Genomic DNA, 15,463 nt, shown 5'->3' on the forward strand with positions numbered 1-15,463 from the left:
TTGGGACTCACCTGGCTTACAGTAAGCCAAGTTTTACTTTGATATAGTTTGACAGCGTTCGCTTGTCTTTATCTGCTTCCTGTTTAAGCTGCTGCTTTTGCTCAACAGTAACTTTGATCGTAATTGTGGTTCGTTTCATTTACGTCTAGTCACCTCAGATTCTCTATAGTAATACTTTAGTATAAAAAAGTATTAAAAAGTGTTACCTACTAAAGGAAATCTTAAGAAATCGACAATTGCTCAGGTTGAACAAATATCCTGAAGGGAACAAGCAAAAATTTGATCATAAAGATTCTTGATAAGCATAAAGAAAATGCCATGAATCCATCAGTGATTTGAGGCAAGACTCTATAGCTAGTCATCGGTGGCAGTTGTCTATTGTCGGATCGACCGTTACTCAATCCCTATCAAATTAATAAGCAATCTCAAGGTTCCTCTGGAGTCCAGAATTTTACCGTTTAAAGATTAAAGCTTACAGTAGTTTCCTAGCATTATGGCTTACAAACTCTCACAAAGTTGTACTGGGTGTGATATCTGTCGTACTCAATGTCCAACGGGTGCAATCAAAGTCAAGGATAACCAGACGTGGATTGATCCGAATCTGTGTAACAACTGTGAAGGGTATTATCCTGAACCTCAATGTGTGATTCACTGTCCTATCAGTTCTCCCGTTCCTGCCCATGGGAAAAAGGGACGATACAAGCTGAATGAAAGACCTCCTACCAGTCCCGACTTATTTGCCGATGACAAAACCAATCCCTTTGCCTCCTCCATCGTTATCTGGGAAGCGTGCAACCTATTAGCACAGCGACTTTCTCTCCCTTGGCACACTGATGCGTCTGGAAAATTCTGTTATCAGCGACAGGTGCGTCAAGGTCAAGGTGAAGTGGACTTCTGGCTAACTGATACATTTGATACAGACTCAACGGATACGTTATCGGCTGACGAAGCCCAGGCGACGCTTGAGGCGATGGATATCAAAGCCACCTGTCTCCATTTAATATATGCCGCATACGCGACAGCCTTAGAGAAACCGTGGCAGGAAGAGTTTACTCTCAACGATGTGCAAATTGAGAACTATTTAGGATTAGAGAAACGCACAGATTTGAGTAAAGCGGCTAAATTGAGTCTAATCAAACAGCTTGCCCAGCAGCCCTGCCAAATTAGCATCGGCGCTCATTGGTCAAAGCAAGGTAAAGTCCCAGAATTTAGCCTTCCCCAAAGCCGTTTGTGGCATCTGCAGCCAATTGAACATCATTTTCAAGAAGACGAACAAGGGTATAAACATTTGGTTGGTTTAACCTTTCGGATTAGGGCAGGCATTTGGGCAAAATACTTCTTAAATAGGCAAGGCTGTCAAAACCGAACTGCCTTTTATCAGTATGGTAATTTGCCTCAAACTTTACTCAGCGCCGTGATGAGTAACTGGCAACATCATGAAGGGGCGACACGGATGATGCTGTGGCTGCTGTTTAAAACCAGAATCGGCAAACGACAACGGATTACCGTACCCACATTAATGCGGGTGGCGTATGGAGAGGACAAACTCCTGCGGGCGTCTTCCCAGCGAGATGAACGAAAACGTCTGGTGCGGACATTTGAAACCGATTTAGAAGTTCTCAGTCATTATGGACTCAAACCTGTGTTTGATCCGGTGACGTACTTACCGGAGATTCAACCCATGTGGGCGAAATTAGGAGAACTTCCCGACGATGCGGATGCGGCGTTAGAATTTTGGATTCAAGATGGAAATAGTAATAGGCGGTTAACGGATGCAGCGCCCCGTGGTAAATGGAACCTGTTAATGAAAGCCCGGATTTTATGGTTTGAACTGAAAGCAGAATGGGAACATGCGCTGACTACCGTTGAGCCGAACAAGGTACGATTGACCAAACGCAAAACTAAATCCCAGTCATCTATACTTTCTGGCGCAGATGTTATCGCGGCGAGACAACGCAACAAACTCAGTCAACGCGACTTGGCGCAATTGACGGGTAAAAGCCAAAGCTGGATTCGAGATATCGAGAAAGAACGGTTTCGGATAAAATTAGAAGACCAACGGCTGTTGCAAGAAGTGCTGGGTTTGGCTGAATTGAATTCTGGATAATAGTTCAGGAATAGAACAGATGTAGAGACGTTGCATGCAACGTCTCTACAATGATGGGTTCTTATCTATAGTGGTAGGGTGGGCATTGCCCACCCTACATATAGGATTTGGCGATGCTTGACATTAAGGTTTAAATGCCGAACAGCTTAATTATCAAGTAGGAATTGAACGAAAGTTGAGCGCAGTCCCTATCTAGAATCTTTGATTAAGTTCGTAGGGTGCGTTAGCGAAGCGTAACGCACCATTTCTCTATCAAGTAGTAATTGACTCCACGCGATCGCGTCCAATTCTTCCCCGATTTCTGGTATCATTATCCCATCCCTATCATTGTCTTTAATTAGGTTCGTAGTCAGGGCTTTAGCCCTCTCCAGCTATGCGTTAAAGCACGCTTTGTTCTTACTACAAACAAAGCCCTATTTTAGGGTAACGCACCATTGCTATAACTGACCAGCTAGCGAAATCAAAGGTCAAGTCAGGGCGGGTTTAGTCACATCTGGGTGCAACCGAAAAGACAATAGTGAAACCCGCCCCTACATACGCGCCAGGTTCTTCTACTCAGAACGCCTATCAATCAACACTTCACCCCCATCGCGGTTTAACTTCAATTGAATCACCCCCTGGAAATCAGAATTAATTACCCAATAACTAACCGTTCCCAGTACCATAGGAGTCAGCAGAACCTGCAAAGCAATAATAATTTTAGCCGCACTCAAGTTCCTTTGTTTGGTCATTTGGATTAACCTTTGAACTCAACTGCTTCCTACTATCGCCGTTGCAGTTAAGAGATGATGCTGAAACATAGGCTAACATGGCTAACATAGGCTAACATTCGTCTCATGCAACCGCTACCCCACGACTTTCTAACCAAAATCGCTCGCGACTATGAACTTTCCCCCGAACAGGAAGAAGCATTTGTGGCACGTTTCAGTCGCCAAGGGAATGTAGACGCGATCGCGGAATCTCTTCATATCTCCCCCAATGCCTTTCGCACTCGCATGAGTCATGTATATAAGAAGTTCAGTTTTGGTGGTAATAGTCCCAATAAGGCGCGGAGACTGCATGATTGGCTGATCAAGAATTATCAAGCCTCGAATCCAAGTTCAACTCCTCAAACTTCTACTCATGAGGTAGAGATTGATACCCTGGTGCAAGAAATACGCCAGAAAATCAAACCCAGCATCCAAAAGGATTGCGGCACAATGAAAGTGCTGGATATGACTCAACCTATTGGTTTAAAGGATATTTATACTAAAGTCAATATCCTGGAAAAAGTTATTGGGCGTAGGCGGTTAGCGATTAATGAATTGATACAAGGTTGTAATCTAGACGCCGAAAGCTTTGACCGTCTGGGATTCGGCAACGTAAAAGAGGAACGAATACCGGGGCTAGAAGCCGTCCAAAAATATGACAAGTTGATGGTATTAGGTAAACCGGGTGCGGGAAAAACAACGTTTCTCAAATATTTAGCAATTCAATGTGCTAAATCTAAGATTTTAACGGATAAGGTTCCTATTTTTATTACGCTGAAGCAATTTGCCGAAACTCAAAGCCAACCAAGTCTGACAACCTATATTAATCAAATCTTCGATAACTGCAATGTTACCGAAGTTCAAGTCGCTGCATTTCTTAAACACGGAAGCGGGTTAATTCTGCTGGATGGCTTAGATGAGGTTAGGGAAGAAGATGCTGATCGGGTTTTAACTCAGATTCAAGCCTTTACCGAAGACTATGATGCTAACACCTTTGTCATTACTTGTCGGATTGCTGCACGAGAATATACCTTTGAAAAATTCACCGATGTTGAGGTTGATGATTTTGACGACAAGCAGATTCGTACATTTGCTACCAAATGGTTTCAAGCTAAACAATTAGATTTAGCTGACTATTTTATCGAACAATTAGAAGATAACAAACCTATCAAAGAACTGGCAAGCAACCCGCTGCTGTTGACGCTACTGTGTATAGAATTTGAAGATTCTGGAGAATTTCCAGCTAACCGGGCTGAATTATACAGTCGAGCCATTCAGACACTGTTGCGGAAATGGGATGCCAAGCGGCGGATTGAACGCGAGCAGGTTTACAAGAAATTGTCAGTCCAGCGTAAAGAGGATTTATTGAGTGAAGTCGCTTTTGTTACCTTTGAGCGGGGAGAGTATTTGTTTAAGCAAAGAAAGATTGAACAGTATATTGCTGATTACATTCGCAATTTACCTGATGCTAAAACTGATCCAGATGCGTTGTTATTAGACAGTGAGGCAGTTCTGAAATCGATTGAATCCCAACATGGGTTGTTAGTAGAACGGGCGAGGGGTATTTATTCATTTTCTCATTTGACGTTTCAAGAGTATTTTACGACTAGAGAAATTGTGGCTAAATCTGACATTGCTTTGTTAGTCAGTAAGATTACAGAAAAGCGTTGGCGTGAGGTGTTTTTGCTGACGGCTGGCAGGATGCGGAATGCTGATGAACTTGTGCAGCAGATGAAGCAAAAAATTGATGAGTTGGTAGCTAGTGATGAGAAATTACAGCGTTTCCTTGTCTGGGTCAATCAAAAATCACTGTCTGTCGAAGTTCCCTACAAGCCCTCTGATGTTAGAGCTTTCTATTTCGCCCTGTCCCCAGTCCGCTCCCGCGACCTCTCCCTCGCCTTCGACTTCGACCGCTTCTTCGACCTCGCCCGCGACCTCTCCCTCGACTTCCACCTCTACGTCTCCCTTGACCTCTCCCGCGACCTCTCCCTTGACCTCTCCCGCGACTTCGCCCACGACCTCGACAGCACCCTCTCCCTCTCCCGCGACCTCTCCCGCGACCTCGACTCTGAGTTAAAACAGTCGCTTCAACAACTTCAAGATCAACTTCCTAGCCAAAAAGAAAATGATCAAGAGCAACTTAATAAATGGTGGCAAGTTAACGGTAAAGTTTGGACTGAGCAGTTAAGAACGGTGATGATTCAACATCGCCACATCGGTTATAACTGGCAATTTAGCAATTCACAAAAGCAACTATTACACCTGTATTACGACGCCAATAAACTGCTAGTCGATTGTCTCAACAGCGACTGTTACATCAGCCAGGAAGTACGACAGGAAATAGAAGACACCTTACTATTACCGCTCGCTGAAATTGAGAAGCACAAATCCCACGCTAACTGAACTCAACCCCATCACCCATTCCCTAATCCAAACTCAATCCTATTCGCAGAACTCTCTAATTTAATTTGAATGGCACTGACTTAAAGTACACCCCGACACCCGCCCGGAGTTCAAACTCCGGGCTAAAAGCTCAAGTCCACTAAAGTGGACTAAAACTTTTAATCCGAATGGTACTAACTTAACTCTAATAGATAGTGTCTATCCTATGACATAGCAAAAGTTCCGGCGATTCTAAAAGGCTTAAGTTAGTGCCATTATTCTTAGTCCAGTCAGCTTTAGCTGACTTTCGCTTTTAGCCTTGGGTTTAAACCCAAGGCGGTTGATGAGACTTACCCCCAAACCCCTCTGCGAACCTCTGCGCTTTCCCTCTGCGCCCTCTATGTTTCCCTCACCCCCAACCAACCGATCGCACATCCACCTGATCCCCAGTTGTCAATCCCTATTCATAACCACTATGATTTAGCCTCAAAGAGATAAAACCCCAAGACTCGGTTAAATCAGATACAGCACCGAGAGAAAATCTATGGTAAGCGTTCACTGCCAACAATAAACAACTTGAGAAGACAGTACCCTTGACCCATACAACAGGCAGAACAGAACAACCCCACTTGAAAAATTCTAACCTGAACTGCCACAATGCCAGCAAACGCTTAGAGAGGAGACAACTAGAATGCTAGAAGCCTATCGCCAACATGCAGCCGAACGCGCCGAACTCGGCATTCCCCCCCTACCCCTAAACGCCAAGCAAACCACTGAACTGTGCGAACTGCTGAAAAACCCGCCACCGGGGGAAAAAGAAACCCTAATGCACCTAATTCGCGATCGCGTTCCTCCCGGTGTTGACGAAGCCGCCTACATCAAAGCAGGCTTCCTCACCGCCATTGCCAAAGGCGAAATCACCAGTCCCCTAATCAGTCACCAAGGTGCCGTAGACCTATTAGGCACAATGGTAGGCGGTTATAACGTCCAATCCTTAGTCGATTTACTCAAATCCCCAGACAACCCCTTAGGGTATGAAGCCGCCGTTGAACTGAGTAAAATTACCTTGGTGTATGACGCCTTCAACGATGTCCTCGCCCTCTCAGAGGTCAATCCCTACGCTAAACAGGTGGTTGATGCTTGGGCAAATGGGGCATGGTTTATCCGCCGTCCCAAACTTCCCAAAGCCATCAACGTCACCGTCTTCAAAGTTCCCGGAGAAACCAACACCGATGATCTTTCTCCCGCCACCCACGCCACCACCCGCCCGGATATCCCCCTCCACGCCTTAGCCATGCTGGAATCCCTGATGCCGGATGCCTTAGAAACCATTGCCAAGCTCAAAGAAAAAGGCTATCCTGTGGCTTACGTTGGCGATGTTGTCGGTACAGGTTCCTCCCGTAAATCCGCGATTAACTCCGTACTTTGGCATATTGGCGAAGATATTCCCTGCGTTCCCAACAAACGCGCAGGCGGGTATATTTTAGGGAGTGCGATCGCGCCGATCTTCTTTAACACCGCCGAAGACTCCGGTGCATTACCCATCGAGTGTGATGTCACCAAGATGGAAACGGGAATGGTGATTACCATCCATCCTTATAAAGGCGAAATCACCAACGAAGCCGGAGAAGTCATTTCCACCTTTAAACTCAAACCCGAAACCATCCTGGATGAAGTTCGCGCAGGTGGGCGTATTCCTCTATTAATCGGGCGGAGTCTCACCGATAAAACCCGTGAAGCCCTGGGATTAGCCCCCAGTACCCTCTTTACTCGTCCCACCATGCCTGAGGATAGCGATAAAGGCTTTACCTTGGCACAGAAAATGGTGGGCAAAGCCTGCGGTTTACCCGGCGTGCGCCCCGGAACCTCCTGTGAACCCTTAATGACCACCGTTGGGTCTCAAGATACCACGGGTCCCATGACACGAGACGAACTCAAAGAACTCGCCTGTCTGGGATTCAGCGCCGATTTAGTCATGCAGAGTTTCTGCCATACCGCCGCCTATCCCAAACCCGTGGATATTACCACCCACAAAGAACTCCCCAACTTCTTTTCTACACGCGGCGGTGTCGCTTTGCGTCCAGGGGATGGGATTATTCACTCCTGGTTAAACCGGATGTTATTACCGGATACTGTCGGTACTGGTGGCGACTCCCACACCCGCTTCCCCTTAGGGATTTCCTTCCCTGCTGGTTCCGGGTTAGTCGCCTTTGCTGCAGCCTTAGGCGTAATGCCCTTAGATATGCCCGAATCCGTCTTAGTCCGATTTACGGGTGAATTGCAACCGGGAGTCACCCTGCGGGATATTGTTAATGCAATTCCTTATGTGGCGATTCAACAAGGCAAATTAACCGTTGCCAAAGAGAACAAGAAAAACGTCTTCTCCGGACGGATTATGGAGATGGAAGGCTTACCGGATTTAAAAGTCGAACAAGCCTTTGAACTCACCGATGCGACGGCAGAACGGTCTTGTGCTGGCTCAACCATTAAGTTGGGGAAAGAGACAATTTCCGAGTATCTGCGTTCCAACATTGTGCTATTGACAAACATGGTAGCGCGAGGCTATCAAGATGCCCGCACTCTGATGCGTCGGGTGGCAAAAATGGAGCAATGGTTGGCAAATCCGGAGTTAATGTCTGCGGATACCGATGCTGAGTATGCCGATATTATCGAAGTCAATTTGAACGAAATCACAGAACCCATTGTCGCGGCACCCAATGACCCAGATAATGTTAAATTAATGTCCGAATGTGCCGGAGACAAAATTGATGAGGTGTTCATTGGCTCTTGCATGACCAATATTGGACATTACCGGGCGGCTGCCAAAGTGTTAGAAGGTGCAGGAAAAGTAAAAGTTCGCCTCTGGATTTGTCCGCCTACCCGGATGGATGAAAAACAACTGCGGGAAGAAGGAGTTTATGATACCTTTGCGGAAGCAGATGCCCGGACAGAAATGCCAGGATGTTCGCTATGTATGGGGAACCAGGCGCGGGTTGAAGATAAGGCGACGGTGTTTTCGACATCAACCCGGAATTTCAACAATCGCATGGGCAAGGATGCGCGAGTTTATCTCGGTTCTGCGGAATTAGCTGCCGTTTGTGCGCTGTTGGGACGGATTCCCACGGTTGAGGAATATACGGCGATTGTGACAGAGAAATTGAATCCTTTTGCTGGTGATTTGTATCGCTATTTGAACTTTGATCAAATTGCTGGGTTTGAGGATGAAGGACGGGTGATTCCGTTGTCAGAAATGCCCAAGATTGAGGATATTTTGGGGATGCCGACAGCGGCGAGGTAAGTTAAAACCTAACCCCCTAACCCCCTTCCCTGCCAGGGAAGGGGGAACAAGAGTTACAGCATTCCGGCTCCCCTCTCCTTGCAGGAGAGGGGCTGGGGGAGAGGTCATTTAAAATGTAAGGATAAAACCCTATCTTAATCCTTTATTATGAATAACCCAACTCCCTCGCCACCCCCCATACCCAAAAAGGTGTCAACACATAATATTGTTATCGGACAAAAGGTAACCTCAGCTAAAGTACAGCGTGCCAAGGAACTCCGTCGCCAAATGACTCCAGAAGAAACAATCCTCTGGCAACACCTTCGCGCTAATCGCTTGAATGGCTTTCATTTCCGTCGTCAGCAAATCATTGATGGATTTATTGCCGATTTCTACTGCCATGCTGCCCGATTAGTAATAGAAGTGGATGGGAAGATTCATCAACATCAAGCTGACTATGACGCCGAACGCGATCGCGTTTTGTCTGCACGGGGACTGCGATTGCTGCGAATTAAAAATGAAGACGTAAAACAGAATCTCCATAGTGTCTTAGTGCGTATTTCTAAACTTTGTGAAACCGACCAAGAAGAGTGCGTTAGCAATTCGGCAGAAAACGAGTGATCGCACCCACCCATCAGCAAGCGCGATCGCGTAGTGATTTCAAGGATAAAAACTAATGCCCGTCAATTGGAAAGAACATATCATCAGCACTCCAGAAGTACTACGAGGTAAGCCCAGAATTAAAGACACTCGGATTCCAGTCAGCCTTGTCTTAGGCTACTTGGCAGCAGGTAATACTTATGATCAAATAATTCAGGAGTTTCCTGACTTATCAAAAGAACAAATAATGGCTTGTCTCGATTATGCCCGCGATTTGTCAGAATTTGAGATAGTTGCTTAATGGGTTTAAGGTTTTTCGTCGATCAATGTGTTCCCTCCTCCATCAGCCAAATTCTGCATGATGCTGACTATAAAGTTTTACTATTAAGGGATTACATAGCTATTGATTCCCCTGATAATGTCGTTATTGCTAAAGCCCAGCAACTTGATGCAATCCTTGTCTCTCTCAATGGAGATTTTGCTGATATTGTTTCCTATCCACCTGCCAACTATCGGGGAATAGGGCGCATAGCGATGCGCCCCTACGATGGTGTCAAGAGAATCAATTCGCGATCGCACTCACCCATCAGCAAGCGAGATCGCCTCCCCTCATCCTCCAATAACCGCTTTTTGCGCCGTTGTTAGAGACACAGATACCGTTTCCTCCTCCGGTTGCGGGTCAAATACCACAACAAAGGACGCATGGGGTATAAGCTGACGCAGACACCGCAAATGACCATCCGCATCAGACCGACTGCGGAACCGACCCACGATCGTTCGTTGCATATTCGGTAGGAGTTGAGCGATCGCCCAGGGAGTTAGTCGTTGTCGGTAAGTGATTTGATTGGAATTGTATGGCATGATTAGATAGTCCGTAAGGAACAAAGGAAAGGGCGTTAGTCAGTCTCTTGGTGGGGATGTACTAACGCTTTTTCTTTTATGATTAAAGAGCCATACACAATATTTGTCAATTGTCAATACTTGACGCTAAGTTTTAACGCTACTTTAGTGGGAACATTCAGTCACTTATGAACCTGAGAGCCTTGAGAAAACGCGCAGGGCTGATTATCCGTAATGTCGCTCGTGAACTAAAATGCTCCGAATCTTCAATCCGCAACTGGGAAAAGGGGAGAACAACACCAATGATGGAAGTTTGGCAAGTATTTCGCTTGCGTGACTTGTATCAATGCACGGAAGCAGAGTTAGTGCAGGCGGTCAAAGAGTCGATGCTAGAAGAAACACAGCCTTGATGTTTAGGAAGTGCGATCGCATCTTACCCTTCCCGCCTCTGGGATTGAGACAGGGTGTGTGTAATGAACTCTGGCTCACCTTACTTATTGTTAAGGTAGGGAAGAGAACAGATAAAGGAGAACAGTATGTCTGAGCCTGATTTAAATAATACGATTCTAGCCACTGAAATTGACTCAACAGAGGCTTTAGAACAGATAAGCACTCTCGTCGCCAAAATTCCTCAAGCATACTTACCCAAATTACTTCAGATGATTCGCCTGTTTCGGGAAATTGTAGTTGTGGAGCAAGAATCATCAGCTTATGCTAAGTTAATAGCTTTTAGTCAATTACCGCAAGAAGAACGAGTCAAAAGAAATCAAGCCGCGATCGCACTGCTAAATTCATGGGTAGAAGAGGGCGATGAACAGGAGCAAACAGAAACTTGGGAAATTCTTGATCAAGCTCTCAATGAAAGCGGCGTTTCTATTTAAATTGTCTTGCCATGAGTCGATTCATAGTTTTGGACTCAAGTCCATTGGGAATGGTAACAAATCCTAAAGCTACACCCCTGACGTTGGAGTGCAAGCAGTGGCTAAATTCTTTACTAGCAAAAGGGGAGATAGTCGTTATACCTGAAATTGCTGACTATGAAGTGAGACGTGAATTGCTTCGGGTGGGTAAGGTAGCAGGTATCCGACAACTTGATCAATTGAAGAATGCTCTGATGTACGTCCCCATTGAGACACCTGCGATGCTTCTGGCGGCTCAGTTATGGGCGGAAGCACGCAAGAGAGGACAACCAACAGCCGATCCCAAAGCACTTGATGGAGATGTGATTCTGGCGGCTCAGGCTATAGTAGTAGCACAGGAAGGAAATGAAGTTATAATTGCTACGACTAATGTTAGGCATCTGTCTCAGTTCGTTGACGCCCGTGACTGGCGGCTTATTATTTAACTTTATTTAATTTGGGTCAATCCCTGGAATTCCCACTCCGCGATCGCAGCTTCTTCTCCCAAACTCTGTAATTGAGTCAGGGCGAGTCAAATAGACTCTTCTCCACCTTATTGAAGAAAGATAAAATATCTACAACGTCGCCAACTGCTATATAATGCATCCCATTCTCGACAAACCCGATATTTTGCAAGTCCTGTTCCATCCTAAACCGGACACAACAGGAAAACCGCGATCGCCAAATATTCATCTGATTGAGGTTGAAGTCGAACCGAGACTCTTTCTCAGAGGACGATTATACGCCGCCGCCAGCAATTCTCCTGCGATTCTATTTTTTCATGGCAACGGTGAGATTGCGGCTGAATATGATAGTATTGCCAAAGTTTTCACTGTCTTGGGCATTACTATTTTAGTCATTGACTATCGAGGTTATGGGAACAGTGATGGCACATCCACCGCGTCTAATCTCCTAGCTGATGCCCCCAAAGTCTTTGACGCTTTTAGTAATATTTTAACGGCGCATCAACTGTTTCCCCAACGACTTTATGTAATGGGGCGCAGTTTGGGTAGTGCCCCCGCTATTGCTGTTGCTAATCACGCTCAAGATCAATTAGCTGGATTGATTATCGATAGTGGTTTTGCCGATACCTTTGCCCTGCTCAAACGTCTTGGCTGGCAGGTTATAGATTATGAGGATGAGCGTTTTGGATTTAGAAATACTGAAAAAATCAGCCGCATTCTTGTGCCAACGTTGATTATTCATGGTGAGAAAGATTCGTTAATTCCTATCCAACAGGGAGAAAAGCTATATCATTATTGTGCAGCCGCAAATAAGCAGTTGATCCGGATTAAAAATGCGGGTCATAACACCTTGTTTCGCATGGGTATGTGGCAATACTTTGAAGCGATCCAGAAATTTGTTATCGGTAAATTAGTGTTAGACGAAGCCTCACTATTTCAGTTGCTATTAGATTAAAAAGGCGGGTCACCCTATCAGAATCTCCCTGGCTCACAACCATTTTTTTAATGCCATTCAGCAAGTTGTTGGCAATTCAGAGTCCTAAGTAGGGCTTGCTGCAAAAGCCTCAAACCCTTACAAAGGATGTAGCTTGCTTCTTGCTTGCGCGAGTATGACGAATGACGAATGACGATTCCCGCCGTTAACTTTAATTGTCCCTACCTACCTAAACTTGTTCTAACATCGCTACAACACCGAAAATCAGAAATAATACGCCTCCTAATGCTGTCACCCATTTCTCAGAAATTCGTCCTGCAATTAACCGTCCACCAATTACTGCGATCGCGGTGCAAATCCCATGACCTAAAATTGCCCCCACAGTAACGCCAACAGGTTGATGGGAGGCGGCTAAAGCGATGGTGCTAATTTGAGTGCGATCGCCCCACTCCGCTAGAAAGGTCATGGTAAAGGCTTGCAGTAGAATCGCGAAATTGGCAGACTGTAACTTATCTTTTTTATTCTGCTTGGCAACTTCCACTGCCGCTTCCTTTGCGCCCGTATTTTCTGCTTGAGCGGGCATTTTACTGGCATCATACAATAGCTTAAAGCCAAATCCTAAAAATAAGGCAATTTCCCCATAATGAATATAATATTCAGGCAGCAACGACACCACCTGTCCCAATAATACGGATAGTACCGTCATCGCTGCTAACGCCGCCAGAACTCCCAAAAATACCAGCCGCCGCGAATAACGCATGGATAAGATTACGCCAATAAAAAACGTCTTATCCCCTAACTCAGAAATCGTAATTAGTAATAATCCGGCGGTAAATGCAGTTAACATTTTTCAAGCTCCTTAATCAATTGCTGTTGATGGAGCTTGATGAGAAAAGGCAGACCCCACCAAGCTCACATCAACGTGTGAACTCAGTGAAAGTCTCGCTACCAAGGAACTAACTATTCAGCTCAGATTCTGTAGATTCAAATGACCTGATGCTTCAATCCCTTGTCACCTGAACCAGGCTCATCACCAGTATGTTGATTCAGGTATCCTGGTAATGTTTAACCAGAAGCTACTCCCTTTCATTATTTTTTAAGATAGCACAATTTATTTTTTTTATCGAGTCTTCTCAGAGATTCAATTCAGAAGCTATTTTATATATCTATTCATTTTTTATTCATATTGATTTCATCTTTTAAACTAAGTAGTCTGACAAAATTCCTTAATATACCGTAGGGTGGGCATTGCCCACCCGTCAAAATCTCAGTGACCTTCTCTTAACTTTATCTTGTTATAATATAAAGTCTTCTCCATCATCCAGATTCCCGTTCCCCAGAGAGTAAATCGGTAGATATAGCAATAGACACATCGATTAGGACGTTCGGCATCATTGTAGAGACGTTGCAGGCAACGTCTCTACAATGGGCAAGCTGATCAATCAAGTTTTTCAATCGTAGAGATAGACACAGGCAACATCCGTCTATACCTGATCAGCTTGACTAATTTTTCAGTATCAGTTGTAGCAAATTTAGGTTCAAAGTCCTGGACAATGATTCTGCACAAACCAATTGACGAATCTTGCCGAAACCTGCAAGCTTGAAAAGAACTGACAATCCGTCTATAAACAGTAAGGGATAGCTAACCGTTAATTAGGGAGCAGTCTAAAGAAAACCTAAAGCAGACGCGGGTACAGTTCATGTCAGATGGTCAGACGAATGCTACGTCAGAAGGCTGACACTGGCTAATAGTAGTAGGCTTCCCTTTGACGCTGTACCCAATAGCATTCCCTGGCATACTCTGTACAACTTAACCAAAAGGAGAATTTCATGGCACCTATCAAAGTCGGCATTAATGGATTTGGTCGCATTGGACGCCTAGTTTTCCGGGCTGGACTAGAAAACCCCAATATCGAGTTTTGCTGCATTAACGACCTGGTTCCGCCAGAGAGTATCGCCTATTTGTTAAAGTACGACTCCACCCATGGTCGGTTCAACGGTACGGTAGAAGCCAAACCCGACGCCATTGTGGTCAATGATAAGGTAATCCCCTGCGTCTCGATCAAGAATCCAGAGGAACTACCCTGGGGGAAATACGGCGTCGAGTATGTGGTTGAGTCCACGGGTCTATTTACCACCTATGACGGTGCATCCAAGCACCTCACCGCCGGGGCGAAGCGAGTCGTCATCTCGGCTCCCACCAAAGAAAAAGACCCGGAAAAAGTCCCCACGCTCTTGATGGGTGTAAATCATCAGAGCTACGATCCCAACAAGCATACGGTTGTATCCAACGCCAGTTGTACTACCAACTGCCTCGCTCCCATTGCCAAAGTCATTCAAGACAACTTCGGTTTGGCAGAAGGTTTAATGACCACCGTTCACGCCATGACGGCTACCCAACCCACCGTAGACGGACCGAGTAAGAAAGACTTGCGGGCTGGACGCAGTGCGGCGCAAAACATTATCCCCGCCTCTACCGGTGCAGCCAAAGCCGTTACCTTGGTTCTACCTGAACTCAAAGGTAAACTTACCGGGATGGCATTCCGCGTACCCACGCCCGATGTTTCGGTCGTTGACCTCACCTTCCGTACTGATAAAGCCACCAGCTACCAAGAAATCTGTGACGCGATGAAGAAAGCCTCGGAAGGAGAACTCAAAGGGGTTTTGGGATATACGGAGGATTCCGTTGTGTCCACAGACTTCACCACTGATCCCCGTTCTAGCATCTTTGACGCGGGGGCGGGTATGGAACTCAACTCCAACTTTTTCAAAGTCGTGGCTTGGTATGACAACGAGTGGGGCTATTCTAATCGCATGATTGACCTAATCCTGTCCATGGCAGCGAAAGGGTAAACCATCCTCGACAAAATCAACATAATAGGACTTACGCTTGCTTGACGGCATAGGCGCTACCTGTAGGGACACGGCAATGCCTATCCGTGTCAACTTAAGCTCAACCCCTCTCCCCCAGCCCCTCTCCCACGCCGGGGAGAGGGGAGTAAGAGAATCCAGTTCCCCTTCTCCCGTGCAATAAAAGCGAAGCATCCTCTGCCCTCCCCCCTCTTGTAGGGCTCACAAGGGTAGGTTTTTTAAGATTGGGGTTGAGGTAAGACAAGGTAGACAGGTAGACCATCACTTCGACTTCGCTCAGCGACCGTAGACAAGGAAGAGTGAGAACGAAAAATAGGGCGTTTCGGCTTTTAGAAGTTAG

The 15,463-nt window shown here is 45.8% G+C and carries 15 protein-coding genes; 11 read left to right on the forward strand and 4 right to left on the reverse strand.

The features are described 5' to 3' along the window. Positions 1–16: 16 nt before the first annotated feature. The gene (locus RH949_RS29120; RefSeq protein ID WP_006099465.1) at positions 17–139 is read right to left on the reverse strand and encodes a hypothetical protein; all 123 of its coding nucleotides are present in this window, start codon (positions 137–139) and stop codon (positions 17–19) included. A 354-nt stretch (positions 140–493) separates the two neighbouring features. Here RH949_RS29120 and RH949_RS29125 point away from each other — a divergent pair, with 354 nt between their 5' ends. Continuing rightward, positions 494–2,107 carry a helix-turn-helix domain-containing protein gene (locus RH949_RS29125; protein ID WP_446358085.1) on the forward strand — a complete coding sequence of 538 codons (1,614 nt, stop codon included), beginning with the start codon at positions 494–496 and terminating at the stop codon, positions 2,105–2,107. 551 nt (positions 2,108–2,658) lie between these two features. Here the strand turns inward: RH949_RS29125 and RH949_RS29130 are convergent. Beyond that, on the reverse strand, positions 2,659–2,838 hold the full coding sequence (locus RH949_RS29130; RefSeq protein ID WP_006099532.1) for a hypothetical protein: 180 nt from the start codon (positions 2,836–2,838) through the stop codon (positions 2,659–2,661). A 105-nt stretch (positions 2,839–2,943) separates the two neighbouring features. Between RH949_RS29130 and RH949_RS29135 the strand changes: the two genes are divergently transcribed. The 5 genes from RH949_RS29135 (at position 2,944) to RH949_RS29155 (ending at position 9,760) form a co-directional block, all read left to right on the forward strand. Continuing rightward, positions 2,944–5,259, forward strand: coding sequence for an NACHT C-terminal helical domain 2-containing protein (locus RH949_RS29135; RefSeq protein WP_446358087.1), 2,316 nt, complete (start codon positions 2,944–2,946; stop codon positions 5,257–5,259). Positions 5,260–5,929: 670 nt separating this feature from the next. Further along, the gene (acnB, locus tag RH949_RS29140; RefSeq protein WP_446358089.1) at positions 5,930–8,536 is read left to right on the forward strand and encodes a bifunctional aconitate hydratase 2/2-methylisocitrate dehydratase; all 2,607 of its coding nucleotides are present in this window, start codon (positions 5,930–5,932) and stop codon (positions 8,534–8,536) included. Positions 8,537–8,683: 147 nt separating this feature from the next. Further along, entirely contained in the window at positions 8,684–9,136 is a 453-nt protein-coding gene (locus RH949_RS29145; protein ID WP_446358091.1) for an endonuclease domain-containing protein, read from the forward strand. Positions 9,137–9,191: 55 nt separating this feature from the next. After that, entirely contained in the window at positions 9,192–9,416 is a 225-nt protein-coding gene (locus RH949_RS29150; protein WP_446358093.1) for a DUF433 domain-containing protein, read from the forward strand. Then, positions 9,416–9,760: a DUF5615 family PIN-like protein gene (locus RH949_RS29155; RefSeq protein ID WP_446358095.1), complete on the forward strand. Its 345-nt coding sequence runs from the start codon at positions 9,416–9,418 to the stop codon at positions 9,758–9,760. Before RH949_RS29150 ends, RH949_RS29155 begins: the two co-directional genes overlap by 1 nt. On the opposite strand, the gene RH949_RS29160 is transcribed toward RH949_RS29155, so the two are convergent. Beyond that, positions 9,725–9,976: a hypothetical protein gene (locus RH949_RS29160; protein WP_446358097.1), complete on the reverse strand. Its 252-nt coding sequence runs from the start codon at positions 9,974–9,976 to the stop codon at positions 9,725–9,727. The two genes, RH949_RS29155 and RH949_RS29160, sit on opposite strands and share 36 nt — an antisense overlap. Positions 9,977–10,143: 167 nt before the next feature. Between RH949_RS29160 and RH949_RS29165 the strand changes: the two genes are divergently transcribed. The 4 genes from RH949_RS29165 (at position 10,144) to RH949_RS29180 (ending at position 12,273) form a co-directional block, all read left to right on the forward strand. Next, positions 10,144–10,365, forward strand: coding sequence for a helix-turn-helix domain-containing protein (locus tag RH949_RS29165; protein WP_446358099.1), 222 nt, complete (start codon positions 10,144–10,146; stop codon positions 10,363–10,365). A 126-nt stretch (positions 10,366–10,491) separates the two neighbouring features. After that, positions 10,492–10,836 (forward strand): hypothetical protein, encoded by a 345-nt coding sequence (locus RH949_RS29170; protein ID WP_006099452.1) that lies wholly within the window; start codon positions 10,492–10,494, stop codon positions 10,834–10,836. An 11-nt stretch (positions 10,837–10,847) separates the two neighbouring features. After that, the gene (locus tag RH949_RS29175) at positions 10,848–11,300 is read left to right on the forward strand and encodes a PIN domain-containing protein (RefSeq protein ID WP_044205454.1); all 453 of its coding nucleotides are present in this window, start codon (positions 10,848–10,850) and stop codon (positions 11,298–11,300) included. Positions 11,301–11,454: 154 nt separating this feature from the next. Next, positions 11,455–12,273 (forward strand): alpha/beta hydrolase, encoded by an 819-nt coding sequence (locus RH949_RS29180; RefSeq protein WP_446358102.1) that lies wholly within the window; start codon positions 11,455–11,457, stop codon positions 12,271–12,273. 208 nt (positions 12,274–12,481) lie between these two features. Here RH949_RS29180 and RH949_RS29185 read toward each other — a convergent pair whose 3' ends face one another. Next, on the reverse strand, positions 12,482–13,099 hold the full coding sequence (locus RH949_RS29185) for a TMEM165/GDT1 family protein (RefSeq protein ID WP_006099307.1): 618 nt from the start codon (positions 13,097–13,099) through the stop codon (positions 12,482–12,484). Positions 13,100–14,082: 983 nt separating this feature from the next. Here RH949_RS29185 and gap point away from each other — a divergent pair. After that, positions 14,083–15,105 carry a type I glyceraldehyde-3-phosphate dehydrogenase gene (gap, locus tag RH949_RS29190; RefSeq protein WP_446358104.1) on the forward strand — a complete coding sequence of 341 codons (1,023 nt, stop codon included), beginning with the start codon at positions 14,083–14,085 and terminating at the stop codon, positions 15,103–15,105. The last annotated feature ends 358 nt before the right edge of the window (positions 15,106–15,463 follow it).

The organism is Coleofasciculus sp. A1-SPW-01 (assembly GCF_040217205.1).
Classification (GTDB): domain Bacteria; phylum Cyanobacteriota; class Cyanobacteriia; order Cyanobacteriales; family Coleofasciculaceae; genus Coleofasciculus; species Coleofasciculus chthonoplastes_A.